Annotated in this window: 16 protein-coding genes; 6 read left to right on the top strand and 10 right to left on the bottom strand. The window is 52.7% G+C overall.

The features are described 5' to 3' along the window. Positions 1 to 12: 12 nt before the first annotated feature. The 8 genes from H8K47_RS01520 to H8K47_RS01485 all read right to left on the bottom strand — a co-directional run bounded on the left by H8K47_RS01520 (position 13) and on the right by H8K47_RS01485 (position 9,526). The gene (locus H8K47_RS01520; protein WP_186879652.1) at positions 13 to 987 is read right to left on the bottom strand and encodes a branched-chain amino acid ABC transporter permease; all 975 of its coding nucleotides are present in this window, start codon (positions 985 to 987) and stop codon (positions 13 to 15) included. Between the two features lie 91 nt (positions 988 to 1,078). Next, positions 1,079 to 1,960, bottom strand: coding sequence for a branched-chain amino acid ABC transporter permease (locus H8K47_RS01515; protein ID WP_186879651.1), 882 nt, complete (start codon positions 1,958 to 1,960; stop codon positions 1,079 to 1,081). Between the two features lie 114 nt (positions 1,961 to 2,074). Beyond that, positions 2,075 to 3,286 carry an ABC transporter substrate-binding protein gene (locus H8K47_RS01510; protein ID WP_186879650.1) on the bottom strand — a complete coding sequence of 404 codons (1,212 nt, stop codon included), beginning with the start codon at positions 3,284 to 3,286 and terminating at the stop codon, positions 2,075 to 2,077. An 89-nt stretch (positions 3,287 to 3,375) separates the two neighbouring features. After that, the gene (locus tag H8K47_RS01505; protein ID WP_186879649.1) at positions 3,376 to 4,095 is read right to left on the bottom strand and encodes an ABC transporter ATP-binding protein; all 720 of its coding nucleotides are present in this window, start codon (positions 4,093 to 4,095) and stop codon (positions 3,376 to 3,378) included. Further along, entirely contained in the window at positions 4,092 to 4,865 is a 774-nt protein-coding gene (locus H8K47_RS01500) for an ABC transporter ATP-binding protein (protein WP_186879648.1), read from the bottom strand. Before H8K47_RS01500 ends, H8K47_RS01505 begins: the two co-directional genes overlap by 4 nt. Before the next feature lie 334 nt (positions 4,866 to 5,199). Next, entirely contained in the window at positions 5,200 to 6,834 is a 1,635-nt protein-coding gene (locus H8K47_RS01495; protein WP_186879647.1) for a GMC family oxidoreductase, read from the bottom strand. A gap of 13 nt (positions 6,835 to 6,847) precedes the next feature. Continuing rightward, the gene (locus H8K47_RS01490) at positions 6,848 to 7,891 is read right to left on the bottom strand and encodes an NAD(P)H-dependent flavin oxidoreductase (RefSeq protein WP_186879646.1); all 1,044 of its coding nucleotides are present in this window, start codon (positions 7,889 to 7,891) and stop codon (positions 6,848 to 6,850) included. 138 nt (positions 7,892 to 8,029) lie between these two features. Then, positions 8,030 to 9,526, bottom strand: a complete 1,497-nt coding sequence (locus H8K47_RS01485) for a CoA-acylating methylmalonate-semialdehyde dehydrogenase (protein ID WP_186879645.1) — start codon at positions 9,524 to 9,526, stop codon at positions 8,030 to 8,032. A 230-nt stretch (positions 9,527 to 9,756) separates the two neighbouring features. Here H8K47_RS01485 and H8K47_RS01480 point away from each other — a divergent pair, with 230 nt between their 5' ends. From H8K47_RS01480 to H8K47_RS01465, 4 genes are all read left to right on the top strand, one after another. Next, on the top strand, positions 9,757 to 10,668 hold the full coding sequence (locus H8K47_RS01480; RefSeq protein WP_186879644.1) for a LysR family transcriptional regulator: 912 nt from the start codon (positions 9,757 to 9,759) through the stop codon (positions 10,666 to 10,668). A 258-nt stretch (positions 10,669 to 10,926) separates the two neighbouring features. After that, on the top strand, positions 10,927 to 11,622 hold the full coding sequence (locus H8K47_RS01475; protein ID WP_186879643.1) for a substrate-binding periplasmic protein: 696 nt from the start codon (positions 10,927 to 10,929) through the stop codon (positions 11,620 to 11,622). Further along, positions 11,622 to 11,885: a hypothetical protein gene (locus H8K47_RS01470; RefSeq protein ID WP_186879642.1), complete on the top strand. Its 264-nt coding sequence runs from the start codon at positions 11,622 to 11,624 to the stop codon at positions 11,883 to 11,885. Before H8K47_RS01475 ends, H8K47_RS01470 begins: the two co-directional genes overlap by 1 nt. Positions 11,886 to 11,934: 49 nt before the next feature. Then, positions 11,935 to 12,381: an FKBP-type peptidyl-prolyl cis-trans isomerase gene (locus H8K47_RS01465; RefSeq protein ID WP_186879641.1), complete on the top strand. Its 447-nt coding sequence runs from the start codon at positions 11,935 to 11,937 to the stop codon at positions 12,379 to 12,381. Positions 12,382 to 12,458: 77 nt separating this feature from the next. Here H8K47_RS01465 and H8K47_RS01460 read toward each other — a convergent pair whose 3' ends face one another. After that, a complete protein-coding gene (locus tag H8K47_RS01460) occupies positions 12,459 to 13,811 on the bottom strand; it encodes an NHL repeat-containing protein (protein ID WP_186879640.1) in 1,353 nt (450 codons plus the stop codon). 303 nt (positions 13,812 to 14,114) lie between these two features. After that, complete coding sequence (locus H8K47_RS01455) at positions 14,115 to 14,378, bottom strand: hypothetical protein (protein ID WP_186879639.1); 264 nt, start codon at positions 14,376 to 14,378, stop codon at positions 14,115 to 14,117. Between the two features lie 432 nt (positions 14,379 to 14,810). On the opposite strand from H8K47_RS01455, the gene H8K47_RS01450 reads away from it, so the two are divergent. Both H8K47_RS01450 and H8K47_RS01445 read left to right on the top strand, forming a co-directional pair. Then, a complete protein-coding gene (locus H8K47_RS01450) occupies positions 14,811 to 15,341 on the top strand; it encodes an SRPBCC family protein (protein ID WP_186879638.1) in 531 nt (176 codons plus the stop codon). 91 nt (positions 15,342 to 15,432) lie between these two features. Continuing rightward, positions 15,433 to 15,804 carry a hypothetical protein gene (locus H8K47_RS01445; protein ID WP_186879637.1) on the top strand — a complete coding sequence of 124 codons (372 nt, stop codon included), beginning with the start codon at positions 15,433 to 15,435 and terminating at the stop codon, positions 15,802 to 15,804. The last annotated feature ends 66 nt before the right edge of the window (positions 15,805 to 15,870 follow it).

Below are 15,870 nucleotides of genomic sequence, written 5' to 3'. Positions count from 1 at the left end.
TGCAAATACAGCTCAGGATTTTCTGACCGAAGTGCGTAGCAACGCCGCCAGCTCACCCACGATACCGCGCCGGAATAAGAGCACACAGATGATGAAGATCAAACCCGTCACAATCGTGACCGAATCGCCGAGGCCACGGAACCAGTCAACCTGCGTCAGATTCGCGAGCGCATTGCCAAGGTCACCGAGTTTATTTTCCAGCGCGATGATCAATACCGCACCGACCACAGGACCAACCAGCGTGCCCATGCCGCCGACCAGCGTCATCAACACCACCAGACCCGACATGGTCCAGTGCACATCGGTCAGGGTTTCAAAGCCCAGTACCAACGTCTTGGTCGCTCCCGCCAAACCAGCCAGCGCAGCAGACAACACGAAAGCCAGCAACTTGTATTTATCCACATCGTAACCCAGTGACACTGCTCGCGCCTCGTTCTCTTTGACCGCTTTGAGCACGGTGCCAAACGGTGAATGGATGATGCGTACGATCAGCGCAAAGCCAGCGATACAGATCGCCAGCACCAGATAGTACAAATGCAGATCAGAACTCAGATCAATCAGACCCAGCAATTTACCGCGTGGCACACCTTGTAAGCCATCTTCACCGCCGGTGAACTTCGCTTGCAAAAATACGAAGTACAACATCTGCGCGAGAGCCAGCGTGATCATCGTGAAATAAATCCCCTGACGTCGTATCGCCAGCAAACCCATCAGCCAGCCGATCAGCGCGGCAAACGCCACACCCAGCAACAAGCCCAGCTCAGTCGGTAAACCCGCATCGCGCAAGGCCCAGCCTGCCACATAACCGGCACCGCCAAAAAAGGCCGCGTGGCCAAATGAATTCAGGCCAGTGAAACCGATCAGCAAGTTAAACGCGCAGGCAAATAAGCCAAAGCACAGTAACTTCATCAGGAACACCGGATACGCGAAAAACGGGATGATCAGCAAAGCCAGCACAGCCAGGCCGTAAGCAATTTTTTTATTCATAAGGTCACGCTCTTTTTTTCAGGCTATTGTCACTGTCGTCGACTAGTCGATTTGTCGATGAGTTAACTCATCAGGTATGCAGTCCGCAGCTTCATTCTTTTCCGAACAAACCGGCTGGCCGCAGCATGAGCACAATCGCCATCACAATAAACACCACGGTGGCCGACAACTCGGGATAAAACACCCGTGTCAGCCCCTCGATCACCCCCAGCCCCAGACCGGTCAGGATAGAGCCCAGTATCGATCCCATGCCACCAATCACGACCACCGCAAACACGGTGATGATCAGGTTGGAACCCATCAGCGGCGAAACCTGAATCACCGGTGCCGCCAGCACACCGGCAAACGCGGCCAGCGCGACGCCAAAGCCATAGGTCAGCGTGACCATCAGCGGCACATTGATACCGAAGGCTTCAACCAATTTGGGGTTTTCAGTTCCGGCACGCAGATACGCGCCAAGCCGGGTTTTTTCGATCACAAACCAGGTCAGGAAACACACCAGCAGCGAAGCGACAACCACCCAGGCACGGTAATTGGGCAAAATCATGAACCCCAGATTCGTCGCGCCCGACAAAGCCTCAGGCACCGCATAGGGCTGACCCGACACGCCATACACTGAGCGGAAAACACCTTCCAGCATCAGCGTCACGCCAAAGGTCAGCAACAGTCCATACAAGTGATCCAGGCGGTACAGCCAGCGCAACATGCTGCGCTCAATCACGATGCCGATGACACCCACCACCAGCGGCGCCAGGAGCAGCATCATCCAGTAATTCAGTCCCAGATATTCCAGCCCCATCCAGGCCAGAAATGCGCCCATCATATACATGGCGCCATGCGCAAAATTAATCACATTCAGCAAACCGAAAATGACAGCCAGTCCCAGCGATAACATCGCGTAAAACGAGCCATTCACCAGCCCTAACAACAGCTGGCTCATCATCGCTTGCAGCGGTATGCCCAAAATTTCCATAGCATGCTCAGAAAAATTCCCGTACGCGGGAAGGTTCAGATCCGACAGATCAGTACGGGCCTGCCACCTCAGGATGACAGGCCCACTTACCACAGCACTCAGCTTAAGACTGGCTTATTTCCACAGTGCACACTTGGATTCAGCCTTGGTGGTGAAAGCCTGTTCACCCGGTATGGTCTGCACCACTTTGTAGTAATCCCAAGGCTCTTTCGATTCGGACTGGGCTTTCACCTGCATCAGGAACATGTCCTTGATCACGCTGCCATCGGCACGCAGATAACCATCTTTGATGTAGAAGTCATTGAACTTCATGCTGCGCAGCTTAGCCATGACTTTTTCCGGTTCATCGGTTCCTGCAGCTTTGACCGCATTCAGATACTGCATGGTGGCGGAGTAATCGGCGGCTTGCAGACTGGATGGCATCTTCTTCATTTTTTCGAAGTAACGGCGCGCCCAGGTACGCGCTTCCGGCGTCTGGTTCCAATACCAGCTATCTGTCAAATACATGCCATTCGTCGCATTCAAACCCAGCGAATGAATATCGTTTATGAACATCAGCAAACCAGCCAGCTTCATGGTTTTGGTCACGCCGAATTCATTCGCTGCTTTAATCGCATTGATGGTGTCACCACCTGCATTGGCCAAGCCCAGTATCTGTGCTTTAGAGGCCTGTGCCTGCAACAGGAAGGACGAGAAATCCGAGGCCGATAAAGGATGGCGCACCGCACCCGCGACCGTGCCGCCACTGGCTTTCACAACCTTGGAGGTATCCCCTTCCAGTGCTGCACCAAACGCATAATCGGCCGTCAGAAAATACCAGCTCTTACCACCTTGTTTCACGACAGCAGCGCCGGTACCTTTGGCCAGCGAGACGGTATCGTAGGCGTAGTGCACGGTGTACGGTGTACATTCTTCATTGGTCAGCGCAGCGGTACCGGCACCGACAGAAATGAAAGGACGTTTTTTTTCAGCCGCGACTTTGGCCATCGCCAGCGCGGTTCCGGAATTGGTCCCCCCTAACAGCATATCAACGCCGTCACGGTCTAACCATTCGCGTGCCTTACTGCCCGCGATATCGGCTTTATTCTGATGATCGGCTGTGACTAACTCGATTTTTTTCCCCAGCACAGTACCGCCAAAATCGGCAATCGCCATCCGTATCGCTTCTGAGCCACCTTTGCCATCAATGTCTGAATACACGCCAGACAAGTCAGTGATAAAACCTATCTTGACCACATCGCCTGATACCTGCGCACTGGCACCGCCGGAAAAGGTCGTGCAGGCAGCTGCTACAGCCAGACTGACGATACTGATTTTTGATTTCATGTCTCACTCCTATCGTTGTTATCAAACCGGTCTGTGTATGACCGGCCAGGGATACCGCTACGGTTCAGCTACAAGCAATTGATGCAAACTCAGACACCCAGTAATTCATTGAGAACGGCCATTTTTTCCTGCAATTGCGCCGCTGCGAAATGCTCGACCACCTGGCCATGTTCCATCACATAAAACCGGTCGGCCAGCGGCGCGGCAAAGCGGAAGTTTTGCTCCACCATGACGATGGTGTAGCCACGTGCCTTCAGCGTCAGGATCATGCGCGCCAAGGCTTGTACGATCACCGGTGCCAGACCTTCGGAAATTTCATCTAGCAATAACAGCCGTGCACCGGTACGCAGGATGCGTGCAACCGCCAGCATCTGCTGTTCGCCGCCGGACAAACGGGTGCCCTGACTGTGTTTACGTTCCGCCAGATTCGGGAACATGGCGTAGATTTCATCCACAGACATGCCCTGACTGTCACGTGCCACCTGTGGCGGCAACAACAGATTCTCTTCGGTAGACAAGGAGGAAAAAATACCGCGCTCTTCAGGACAATACCCAACCCCGAGATGTGCGATTTTGTAAGTCGGTAAAGCGATCGCTTCCTTGCCATAAATCTGCACTGAGCCCTGACGCCGTCCGGTCAGGCCCATGATGGCGCGCATGGTGGTGGTGCGTCCGGCCCCATTGCGACCCAGGATAGTAACGACCTCACCGGCATGTACTTCCAGATTCACTTTGTGGAGGATGTGGGATTCGCCATACCAGGCTTGCAAGTCCTGGATTCTCAATGCGCAGACAGGCGGCTGGCTCATGCGTGGGCTCCTTCCAGTTCTGCACTGCTGCTGCCCATATAGGCTTCCATCACGCGCGCATCGCTGGACACGGTGGCGTAATCGCCTTCGGCCAAAATCGCACCGCGCTGCAAGACAGAAATCCGGTCACAGATGCCAGACACGACGCTCATATTGTGTTCCACCATCAGAATCGTGCGACCCTGCGCCACGCGTCGTATCAGCTCGGTCACACGGTGTACATCTTCATGACCCATACCCTGCGTAGGTTCATCGAGCAACATCAGTTCCGGCTCCATCGCCAGCGTGGTGGCGATCTCCAGCGCACGTTTTCGGCCATACGGTAAGTCCACCGTCAACGTATCCGCAAACTGGGTCAGATCGACCTGTTCCAGCAACGCCATCGCACGCTCATTAAGACGCGCCAGCTGTCGGTCGCTCTGCCAGAAATGAAAGGAATTCCCCAGTGTGCGCTGCAAGCCGATACGCACATTTTCCAGCACACTCATATGTGGAAATACGGCAGAAATCTGGAAGGAACGGATAATGCCCTGACGCGCAATCTGGGCCGGTTGCGCAGCCGTGATATCGCTTCCGTTAAACAGGATCTGACCCGAAGTCGGGATCAGGAATTTGGTAAGTAAATTAAAACAGGTGGTCTTACCGGCACCGTTAGGTCCGATCAATGCATGGATATGTCCACGCACTACCTGTAAGTCGACCTGGTTCACGGCAGTGAAGCCTTTGAACTCTTTGGTCAGGCGCTTTGTCTCCAGGATGACATCGGTCATCTCGTCTCCTTGTCTGTCTGTCAGAACGGTGGAGACGATCGTGATGACACAGACTTCTGTGTGTAGTCACCCTGTCTCCTGTCCATCCTGCACTGTTCTGATCTGCGCAATCTGACGACGTGCAAACCTGCTCTGTGCTGACAAAACCGCTGTCGATGCAGCGGCATTTTTTTTCGGCATCTGTGTCTATGCCTGTATGCGGATGCTGAGCATCTCTGCTTTATTAATTGCTGACAACTACGCTGTCCTGATAGTACGCAGCATAAGCGGAATACAACAATACAGTAAAACTACTGTACGTAGTTTTACTGTTCCATCTTTTTCATCTATTTTCTCAGGCAGCGTTCTGCACCATACATTGCGCTGCTTTTTCAGCGATCATCAGCGTCGGTGAATTGGTATTTCCTGAAGTAATAGTTGGCATCACCGATGCATCGGCGATGCGCAACCCACCCACGCCAAATACCCGTAACTGACTGTCAACCACCGCACTGACATCGCCGGCCTGTCCCATTTTGCAGGTACCGGCCGGATGAAAAATAGTGGTGCCTATTTGCCCGGCTGCGTGCATCAGTTCTTCGTCAGAACGCAGGTCCGCACCAGGTTTGACTTCCAGCGGCAAATACTTCTGTAAGGCAGGCGCAGCAACGATCTTGCGGGTCAGCCTGAGTGCAGCAGCAGCCACCTGCCGGTCATACTCTGTGCTCAGGTAATTCGGACGGATATCCGGTGCGGCACTGAAGTCCGGACTCAGTATGCGCACCGTACCGCGCGATTGCGGACGCAGGTGACAAACGCTGGCAGTAAAGGCCGGAAAATCATGCAGCGGATCACCGAATTTATCCAGCGATAAAGGCTGTACATGGTATTGCAAATCCGGTGTGAGTAAGCCCGGATGCGAGCGTGCAAAAGCACCCAGCTGCGACGGTGCCATCGACATGGGTCCACTCTGACGCAGCAAATATTCCAAGCCTATACGCGCTTTACCCCACCAGTTGGCCGCCATGGTATTGAGGGACTTCGCACCCTGAATGCGATATACCGAACGTAGCTGTAAATGGTCTTGCAAATTGTGACCGACACCGGGCAACACATGCTGCACAGCGACGCCGGCCTGTTGCAACATGCCGGCATCACCTATTCCTGATAACTGCAATATCGCGGGCGACCCGATGGCACCGGCGGCCAGCACGGTTTCGCGCTGTGCAGTCGCGCTCCATTCCTGACCACCGCCGACAAATTCCACCCCGGTGCAGCGCCACGCCTGATCCTGGCTGGTGTGTGGCTGCAACAGCAGCTTGCGCACCTGGCAACCCGTCATGATGGTCAGGTTAGGACGACGGGCAGCGGGCTTCAAAAACGCCTTGGCACTGTTCCAGCGTATGCCGCGTTTTTGATTCACCTCGAAATAGGCACTGCCTTCGTTATTCCCGCGATTGAAGTCCTCGGTTTTCGGTATCCCGCTTTGCTCGGCAGCATCACGGAAAGCATCCAGAATTTCCCAGGACAGACGTTGCTGTTCTACCCGCCATTCGCCACCGGCGCCATGAAATGTGCTGACTCCGGCATGATGATCTTCACTCTTCTTAAAAAAGGGCAAAACCTGATCCCAGCGCCAGCTCGCATCATCACTGAGTTGCGCCCATTCGTCGTAATCACGGGCCTGACCACGCATGTAGATCATGCCGTTTATCGATGAACAGCCACCCAGCACTTTACCGCGTGGATAAATCAGACTGCGGCCATGCAAGCCGGTTTCAGCCGCTGTCTGATACATCCAGTCTGTACGTGGATTATTGATGCAATACAGATAGCCGACCGGGATATGTATCCACAAGTAGTCGTCGCGACCGCCGGCTTCGATCAGCAAAACCTGGTGCTCAGGATTTTCAGATAAGCGATTGGCCAGCGCACAACCGGCAGTGCCAGCGCCTATCACAATGTAATCATAGTGTCCTGCCGTCTGCATCGCTTTTATCCTTTCAGGATGCTGCCTGCACTTCGTTCATGAGTGTCTGCATCAGTTCCGCCACATGCATGGCGCGGCTACGCGACACGCCCTGTCCACACCAAAGCGACATCATGTCCGGCCTTTGCTGCTGGGCGGCCGCACTGCGGATCGCACCGGTCAAGGCATTCTGGACCGGATAAGCAGGCACCTGATCGGCCACATTGGCCATCATTTGCATGAAACGGTTATCCAATCCGCGTGCCAGCCGTCCCGAAAAGGCGCGGGTCTGACGCGTGCTGTCGCCTTTCGCTTTCTGCAGCATCTCTTTGTACAACGCGGATACGCCGGATTCATGGCAACACAAAAAAGCCGTACCCATCTGTACCCATTGCGCACCCGCTGCCAGCGCGGCGGCAATACCAGCGCCGTCCATGATGCCACCCGCCACGATTAAAGGTGTTTGTATCAGCGGACGGCAGGCAGCCAGCAACTCCATCGCGCCCAGCCGCGCGTCTTGCTGCGCACCGATAAAGGTGCCGCGATGGCCGCCGGCTTCCGTGCCTTGCAAACAAATCGCGTCTGCGCCCATGGCTTGCCAGACGATGGCTTCCGCCACATTGGTGGCAGTACCAATCACACGAATACCAGCGGCTTGCAAACGCTGCAGCTGCGCGCCATGCAAGACATCAAAGGTGAAACTGGCGACCGCTGGACGCGCCGTAATCAGCGCATCAAGCTGAGCGTCGAAATCCTCACACCAACGGGTCGGCGTTGGCAGATTTTCCATCCCCAATTCTGCACAGACTGGCTGTAACAAGACTTTAGCTGCTTCCAACGCAGCAAAATCGATTTGTGGCCGTGGCTGTACAAACAGATTGATCGCAAATGGCTTATCGGTCAGACGACGGATATGCTCAGCCTGCTCAATAATCGCCAGCGGTGCCAACAAAGGCGCGGCCAACGAACCCAGGCCACCAAACTGAGACACGGCGGCCACCAGCTCAGGGGTAGTGGCGCCACCCGCCATCGGTGCCTGAATAATCGGTAAAGGAAAAAGCTGCTGCATGGAAGGCATAAGGTCTCCAGGTTATTTTTCTTCGGGTCGGACTGTGCCGGAAAGAAGATGACACAGCGCAAAGATTGTATGCGCAATTTCATCTTTTATCGCAATGAAAATGGCAGGCCGTCCCCAGGCTGCTGCAATTCACATGCCTTATTTAGCGACTGGCATCGTGAACTCGGCACCTTTGCTGATGCTTTCTGGCCAGCGCTGCATGATGGATTTATAGCGCGTATAAAAACGTATCCCTTCTTCACCATAGGCATGCATGTCACCAAACAAAGAACGCTTCCAGCCACCAAATGAATGCCAGGCCATAGGCACAGGAATCGGCACATTGATACCGACCATGCCAACCTGAATACGACGAGAAAATTCGCGCGCAGTATTACCATCTGCGGTAAATAAAGAAACACCATTTCCAAATTCGTGCCGGTTAATCAAAGCCACTGCGCTGGCGAAGTCAGGTACGCGTATCACACACAAAACCGGACCAAAGATTTCTTCACGATGTATGCGCATACCTTCCTGTACATGATCGAATAAACTGCCACCCAGGAAGTAGCCACCTTCATGACCCGGCACGCTGTACTGGCGGCCATCCACCAGTAAAGCAGCACCAGCCGCCACGCCCTCATCGATATAAGAGATGATCTTTTCTTTGTGAGCTGCGCTCACTACCGGCCCCATTTCTGCATCGGCTTCCATGCCATTTTTGATTTTTAATGTCTGTACCCGTGGCACCAAGGCCGCGACCAGCGCATCAGCAATATCACCGACAGCGACTGCGACTGAAATCGCCATGCAGCGCTCACCCGCTGAGCCATAGGCTGCACCCATCAGCGCATCGACTGCCTGCTCCAGATTCGCATCCGGCATCACCACCAAATGATTTTTTGCGCCGCCGAGCGCCTGCACGCGCTTACCCAGGCGTGTGCCTTCCGTGAATATATATTCTGCAATCGGGGTCGAGCCAACGAAGGAAATCGCCGCTACATCAGGATGCTGCAACAGCGCATCGACCGCCAGCTTATCGCCCTGAACTACGTTAAACACCCCATCCGGCAAACCAGCCTGACGGAATAATTCAGCGATGAACAGTGAACAGGAAGGATCACGTTCGGAAGGTTTGAGTATGAAAGGATTGCCAGTTGCAATCGCGAGTGGCGCCATCCACATCGGCACCATAAATGGAAAATTAAACGGTGTAATCCCCGCCGTGACGCCCAGCGGCTGGCGCAAGTTGTAGTTATCGATACCGCCGCCGATATTGTCGGAAAACTGGGTCTTGAGCAAAGCCGGAATACCACAGGCGAATTCCACAATTTCTATGCCGCGTGTGACTTCCCCCATCGCATCCGACAAGACCTTGCCATGTTCGCGTGTAATCATGGCAGCGATGGTCTGGTGATGCTGTTCCAGTAGTTCCTTAAACTTAAACATCACACGCGCACGCTTTAGCGGTGCGGTCTCTGCCCAGCCCGACGCTGCAGCACTGGCGGCAGCCACTGCACGCTGTACTTCGTCCACGCTGGCCAAAGCGACCTGCGCCACCACCTGGCCGGTAGCTGGGTTGCTCACATCCTGACGACGGCCACTGACGGACTCCACGACCTGTCCACCGATAAAATGTTGAATGATGCTGCTCATCTCTTCGTTATCCTGAGTTAGTAATCCTGATTGCGTAAATTGGGAACGAACGCTGGCGCTGGCCTACAACGACGCTATCGCTTGCTGTACGCTGCATTGCCACGGTTCTGAAACGATTACCGCTTAGCCTAAACATATCGCGTGTGGAAATCTAATGAGTTATTATCAAACGCAATATAAGACTTCCTTATAATTGCTTTTTCACTACTTTCCCCCATCAGGTAACAATCATGGATTTCACTCAGCTACGCGCTTTTGTAATGGTCGCGCGCGAAGGCAATCTGACCCGTGCGGCTGAACGTCTGCATCTGACCCAACCTGCCGTCAGCTTGCAGCTCAAAGCCCTGCAGGAAAATCTGAGCCTGCAGTTATTCAGCCGCAGTGCAGGCGGAATGGTGTTGACCAATGATGGCGCGAAACTGCTGCCCTATGCGGAACGGGTGCTGGCTGCGACTGCAGAATTCCGCCAGGCGTTTGCCTCCCTGCATTCCACCATCTCGGGCGAACTGGCGATAGGAACGATACTTGATCCGGAATTTACCCGTCTCGGTCTGTTTCTGAAGCGCTTGATGGAAACTTATCCACAACTGTCTACCAAACTGCGTCAGGGTATGTCGGGCTCGGTATTGCAACAAATACGGCAAGGTGATCTGGATGTGGGGTTTTATCTGGGTCAGGTGCCGCAGGATACGAAAAATCCCTTACACAGTATCAGCCTGACCCCGTTCACCTACCGCGTGGTCGCACCCAGCGGCTGGCAAAGCCGGGTGCAAGGGAAATCCTGGGAACAGTTAGCGCAATTACCATGGATCTGGACGCCCCCGGAATCAGCGCATCACCGCTTACTGACCCCGATTTTTGCGGCCTGTGGACAACTGCCACGTCAGGTCGCTCTGGTCGATCAGGAACCCTCTATGCTGGATCTGGTGAAATCCGGCGTCGGTCTAAGCCTGATCCGCGACTCCATTGCGATACGCGAAGCCCATGCGCATGGTCTGGTGATCGCCGATGCCGTCAGCGTCAACAGCGAATTAAGTTTCGTCTGCAGTGCGAAGCGGCAACATGAAGCGATGATCGCGGCCAGCTTTACGCTGATCGGACAATGCTGGCAATTAGACAGTCGAGAGTCGCTTGCTCTGTAGCGTGCTCATCTGGTCTGGGACAACAGATAAACGACATATCGCAGCAAAAAGACCGATGTTCATCAAAAACAAGATTGTTCTAACAATTTTTTTTCCACTACAATAGTGGGCTGCCAACTGTCAGGCGGAATTCTTAACCGCAGACAGGCAACATGCACCAGTCCGGCGTTTTCTCAAATGCATGAGCGCCGCAGTAAAACAAGAAAGTCTAACGTGTTGAAATTTCCGGTACTCGCTGCGTTTCTCCTGCTTTGCGCTATGCCCAGCCGGTCTGCTTATGCGCAGGCGACCAGCATACGGCTGTACATACAGGAATTTGCACCATTTACCCATACCGATACGAAAACCGGCGAAATCCGTGGCTATGTAACGGAAAAAGTACAGGAAATCATGAAACGGGCGGGCGAAAATCCCAGTCTGACCAGCACCTCATTAGCACGTGGCCTGTATGCCGCACAAAATGAAGAAAATGCCTGTCTGTTTGCCTTTCGTCGCACACAGGAAAGAGAAAAGTATTTTCAGTGGGTAGGCCCGCTGACCACAGATCATTGGGTCTTATACGGCAGAAAAAATGACAGCCGTGTGTTAAAGCGCTTTGAAGATGCGAAACCGTATGCGATAGGTTCCTACAAAAACGCGGCAACCGGACTGCAACTGGCCGAGCAGGGATATAACATACAATTTGCTGGGCAGGACGAAGATAATCCCCGTCTCTTACTCAATAACCGTATCGATTACTGGATAGTCTCGGAATTGCATGGCTTGTATATCGCCCAGCAACAAGGCTATGCTAGTGATATCGTTAAAGCGACACGTTATAAGCATATCGAACTCAATATGCTGTGCCATCTGGCGATGGATAAACAACGTATAGATCTGTTTAACAAGCTCAACAAAGAACTCGATAATGACGGCACTACCGACAAAATCCTGCGTAAATATGGAATCCGCTAATGGCACGTAGCACCAAAGCAAGTCACGCTGTACAAAGGCTGAAAGAACGCAGTCAGGATGCAACGTATTCCATGGTCAATATGGCCGACGGCCGGTTTTTCCTGACCCGTAAAGATGCCGACGGTAAAACTGTCACAGCCAGCGAGGCACTGGAAATGGATGCTTTCGTCGCCTGTGTGAATGCGATCATGAAAGCACCAGCAAAGAAAGCCAGTAAGCTGGACCTCGCGTTCGAAGAAAAAATCCGTCAGGCAAAATCCTGAACCTTTATTATTCCTGTCTCATTGTTATTGTTCACTATAAGGAAAACCCATGCGATCCAGATTGTTAGCCGCTTTACTGAGTCTGTTGGCCATCAGCGCCTTACCGGTGCAGGCACAAACCAGCGCCAGCACAGAAGCAAGCAGCATTATCAACAACGGTTTACAAAAACTGGATGTGAAAACCGGCAGTGGCAAAGAACTGCAGTCTGGCAATATCGCGATCGTGCATTACACCGGCTGGATTTATGACTCCTTCGCCCCCAGAGAACGTGGCACCCAGTTCGACAGCTCAGTCGGACGCGGCGTGTTCAGCTTCCCGGTCGGCGCAGGTAAAGTCATCAAAGGCTGGGATCAGGGCGTGGTCGGCATGAAGGTAGGCGGCAAACGTACCCTGATCGTGCCCTCAGAAATGGCCTATGGCGCACGCGGTGCTGGTGCCATGATACCGCCCCACTCGACGCTGATTTTTGATATTGAATTGCTGGATGTGCGCTGATTATTCCCTGGCCAGAAAAAGCAACGCCCCGCTCATCTGAGCGGGGCGTTTTCACATCGAAATCAGGTTCGCACTGATTAACGTATCTTGCGTATCAGGTGATAACCACGGTCTGCGACATACAGGCTGTTACCATCCGTCGCGACACCGAAAGGATAATAGAAGCGCGCTGCTGCGCCACTGCCATCTGTACTGCCTAAGCTGCCTGCCGTACCCGCCAGGGTGCTGACCGCACCAGTCGCGATCACGATCTTGCGCAGGGTATGATTGTCTGAGTCGGATACAAACAAATTCGTGCCATCCGTCGCAATGCCTATTGGCGACTTGAAACTGGCCGCAGCGCCTGTGCCATTACTATTCCCAACAACACCAGGCTTGCCAGCCAGCGTCGTCACTTCAGTTGTCGCAAGCACGATTTTACGGATAGTCTGATTTGCAGAGTCAGTCACATACAAGCTGGACTTATCTGTCGTGATGCCCAAGGGTTTATTGAACAGTGCAGCCACACCATAACCATCATTACTACCTGATAATCCCGCTCTGCCAGCCAGCGTTGTCACTTCACCGGTCGCAATCACGATCTTACGTATCGTATGACTTCCCAAATCTGTCACGTACAGATTCACACCGTCACCGGTAATGCCCCAGGGATTATTAAATAGCGCTGTGCTACCGTTACCGTCGGTATTTCCAAAAGTCATGTACTTTCCAGCCAAGGTCGTCACCGCGCCCGTTGCCATCACTATCTTGCGTACTGTGGCATTACTCGTTACATACAAATTCGCTCCATCGGCATAGAGACCCTTAGGGTAATCAAACCGCGCAGCCACACCGATGCCATCAGTACTGCCTGATGCGTATGCTTTACCTGCCAGCGTAGTCACAGCACCAGTGGAAATCGCTATTTTACGTATCGTGGAACTGAACATATCGGACACATACACATTGCTGCCATCAGTCGCAATTCCAACCGGATTATCAAAACCCGCTGCTGTACCAGTGCCATCAACCGCCCCCCAAGCGCCGCCAGCTAAGGTAGTAACAACACCCGCAATATCAGTCACGCAGTTGACGGCCACATTACTGATATTCGCCACGACATTGCTACCACTACCATTGGAAACCGTGCAGGTTTGCGCCGCAGGCTGGGTCGCCACTGTGACCGCATAACTTGCGTTTTGATTTACCTTGCCAGCAAAAGTGAACGCTGCATTTGCGCTCACAGTCAGGTTGTCTCCTGCATTATTTTGTAAAACCACTTGTTTTCCGGCTGCTAATCCTGAGACCGTACCACCGACAGAAAAACTGGCCGTCGCTGCGCCACCGCTGTTGCTGCCGCTACTACCATCCGTGCTACCGCCACCACCACCGCAGGCGCTGAGCAAAGCAGCAATCGTCAGCATGGTCACACCATTGAATTTTTTAAACATCTTTTCCCTTTTGTTTTTCTCATGAGTACAGGCTGATCAGCTATTTGAGTCTGGCGCAATTCGTAGTAGCAGCCATGAACAGGCGAAACAGACTACCTGGCTCTGAAAGTTTCCCTTTCAAAACCTGATTATTATATAAATTTTAAGATTAAAGGGATACCCGGTTTCAATACAAAAACCAGGATTCCGTGTTTGGATGCCAGTGCTTTAACAGCATCCAGAAACCGTGATCCGGATGGAATCAGGTGTGAGGGATGGCAATAGAAACCTGTGCCGGCGTTCATCACAAAAAAATGCCGTCAATTAATCTGTGACTTTATCCAACACCGTATCGTAGGTATAGACCGCGTAAAAAAAGAATGAAATTACAGTCACCGTCAACAAGGTGCCAATGAAGAAGATGGGTTGCAGGCCTTCTGGAAAAATAAAGGTGTACCAACCCACCAGGCTGGTGGACACCATCGCCGCAAATGCATAATTCATTAAACGACGCGAACGCCGCACATGAGCCCAGGCAAATAACAACAGTACCAGCAACGATAGTCCAAAAAGTAGTAGTCCAGACACAAATGCCTCCTGTTTCATTATTTTGTGTCCTGATGCAAAGTCATCACCGGGTTCATCGACAAACCGCCTTAGTGTGTACATCAGTTCAGAATATTTAATATGTTAATAAAATAACATAAATATAAACAGTTGCTGTTTTTGTTACAAAATTTGTTTCATAAAATAAAAAATGGTTGCGCAAAAGCATCGGAGGCCACCACTTAACGCGAAGCAATACAACGTAGGCTGACAGCACAAGTCATGTATCACTGGGAAAAAACCATAGCAAGAGTAAGATAGCCGCATGTTGGCTTGCTACCTTGAAAGAAGGTGGCGATGAATGCTATACACCAGAGAACGATCGGCCAAGTTGACCATTTGCAGTAAAGTAATACACAAACTTATCCACATGATGTTGTGAATCACTTTTCCCACCCAAACCAGGAGACGACGATGCGTATTATCCGTGGCTTATTTATTACTATTTTGATCCTCATTTCGCTGGCGCTGGCGTTTGCGTGGATGCAACCAGATCACTACACCGTAACCCGCAGCATACAAATTCAAGCCACGCCAGAACAGATATATCCCTATCTGGCGGCACCAAAAGCCTGGAAAGAATGGTCAGTCTGGAATCAACGCGATCCGGCTATGCAAATCCAGTTCTCAGGTCCAGAGAGCGGGACTGGGGCTGTCTGGCAGTGGCAAAGCAGAACCCAGGGCAATGGCAGTATGCGCTTCACCGAGGCGCAAGCCGCAAGGCTGCTGCGTTATGAGCTGCAATTCGAAGGCATGGCTGCCCCCTCAACCGGATCGCTGTTGCTGGAAGCGCAAACGGGAGGAACCAAGCTGACCTGGGAAATGCAAGGCAATAATCAGGGGCAGTTACTGATGAAGCTATTTACCCCGTTTATGGATAGAATGCTGGGTCCGGATTTCGCGGCTGGTCTGGCAAACCTGAAAAAGCGCGTGGAACAAAAATGACGGCTTGCTACCGTCTTCACCTTGCTGTACTAACCGGCACTATTTGTCCAACCGGATTTCCATCCTGATTAACCCTGTTTGCGATACCCACATGAAATTGAAGTTCGCCCTGCTATTGGCCTTTCCTTTGCTGTTATCCACAGCCAGCGCAGCGCAGCCAGCCCCTGCTCCGGCGACGCCCGCCACGTCCACCAGTGTGTTTGTCGTGGCACCGGATGACTTACCTAAACCAGGTTCGGCGGTCGCTATCGATACCCCGCAAATGCCAGAACCGGAACCAGCCAAACCGTCACGTCCCGTCACGGCAAAAGATGTCTGGGGTGGCCCGGTTCCTTTGTCGGGCGTACTGTGGGTATTGGTGGCATCGATGCCGGTACTGGCTTCCTCCTATTTTGCGTACCAGTTATACCTGTTCATACAACGTCGCCGCCGCCGTCTGAGTACCCGGCACGCCGATACCTGAGGCTGATCTTAAAACTTCACCAAATTGTCATTTAGCTGTCACTAAGCTGTCACCTCTGCCTCCTAA

Source organism: Cognatundibacterium rugosum, from assembly GCF_014284365.1.
Taxonomy (GTDB): domain Bacteria; phylum Pseudomonadota; class Gammaproteobacteria; order Burkholderiales; family Burkholderiaceae_D; genus Undibacterium; species Undibacterium rugosum.
The sequence above is the reverse complement of the archived record's forward strand: the minus strand, read 5'-3'. Positions and strand labels throughout refer to the sequence as shown.

Coding starts and splice junctions, on each gene's coding strand:
- H8K47_RS01475 (WP_186879643.1), top strand. CDS start 10,927: ATGCCCAGCCGGTCTGCTTATGCGCAGGCGACCAGCATACGGCTGTAC.
- H8K47_RS01520 (WP_186879652.1), bottom strand. CDS start 987: ATGAATAAAAAAATTGCTTACGGCCTGGCTGTGCTGGCTTTGCTGATC.
- H8K47_RS01500 (WP_186879648.1), bottom strand. CDS start 4,865: ATGACCGATGTCATCCTGGAGACAAAGCGCCTGACCAAAGAGTTCAAA.
- H8K47_RS01460 (WP_186879640.1), bottom strand. CDS start 13,811: ATGTTTAAAAAATTCAATGGTGTGACCATGCTGACGATTGCTGCTTTG.
- H8K47_RS01485 (WP_186879645.1), bottom strand. CDS start 9,526: ATGAGCAGCATCATTCAACATTTTATCGGTGGACAGGTCGTGGAGTCC.
- H8K47_RS01480 (WP_186879644.1), top strand. CDS start 9,757: ATGGATTTCACTCAGCTACGCGCTTTTGTAATGGTCGCGCGCGAAGGC.
- H8K47_RS01495 (WP_186879647.1), bottom strand. CDS start 6,834: ATGCAGACGGCAGGACACTATGATTACATTGTGATAGGCGCTGGCACT.
- H8K47_RS01510 (WP_186879650.1), bottom strand. CDS start 3,286: ATGAAATCAAAAATCAGTATCGTCAGTCTGGCTGTAGCAGCTGCCTGC.
- H8K47_RS01505 (WP_186879649.1), bottom strand. CDS start 4,095: ATGAGCCAGCCGCCTGTCTGCGCATTGAGAATCCAGGACTTGCAAGCC.
- H8K47_RS01470 (WP_186879642.1), top strand. CDS start 11,622: ATGGCACGTAGCACCAAAGCAAGTCACGCTGTACAAAGGCTGAAAGAA.
- H8K47_RS01450 (WP_186879638.1), top strand. CDS start 14,811: ATGCGTATTATCCGTGGCTTATTTATTACTATTTTGATCCTCATTTCG.
- H8K47_RS01490 (WP_186879646.1), bottom strand. CDS start 7,891: ATGCCTTCCATGCAGCAGCTTTTTCCTTTACCGATTATTCAGGCACCG.
- H8K47_RS01465 (WP_186879641.1), top strand. CDS start 11,935: ATGCGATCCAGATTGTTAGCCGCTTTACTGAGTCTGTTGGCCATCAGC.
- H8K47_RS01445 (WP_186879637.1), top strand. CDS start 15,433: ATGAAATTGAAGTTCGCCCTGCTATTGGCCTTTCCTTTGCTGTTATCC.
- H8K47_RS01515 (WP_186879651.1), bottom strand. CDS start 1,960: ATGGAAATTTTGGGCATACCGCTGCAAGCGATGATGAGCCAGCTGTTG.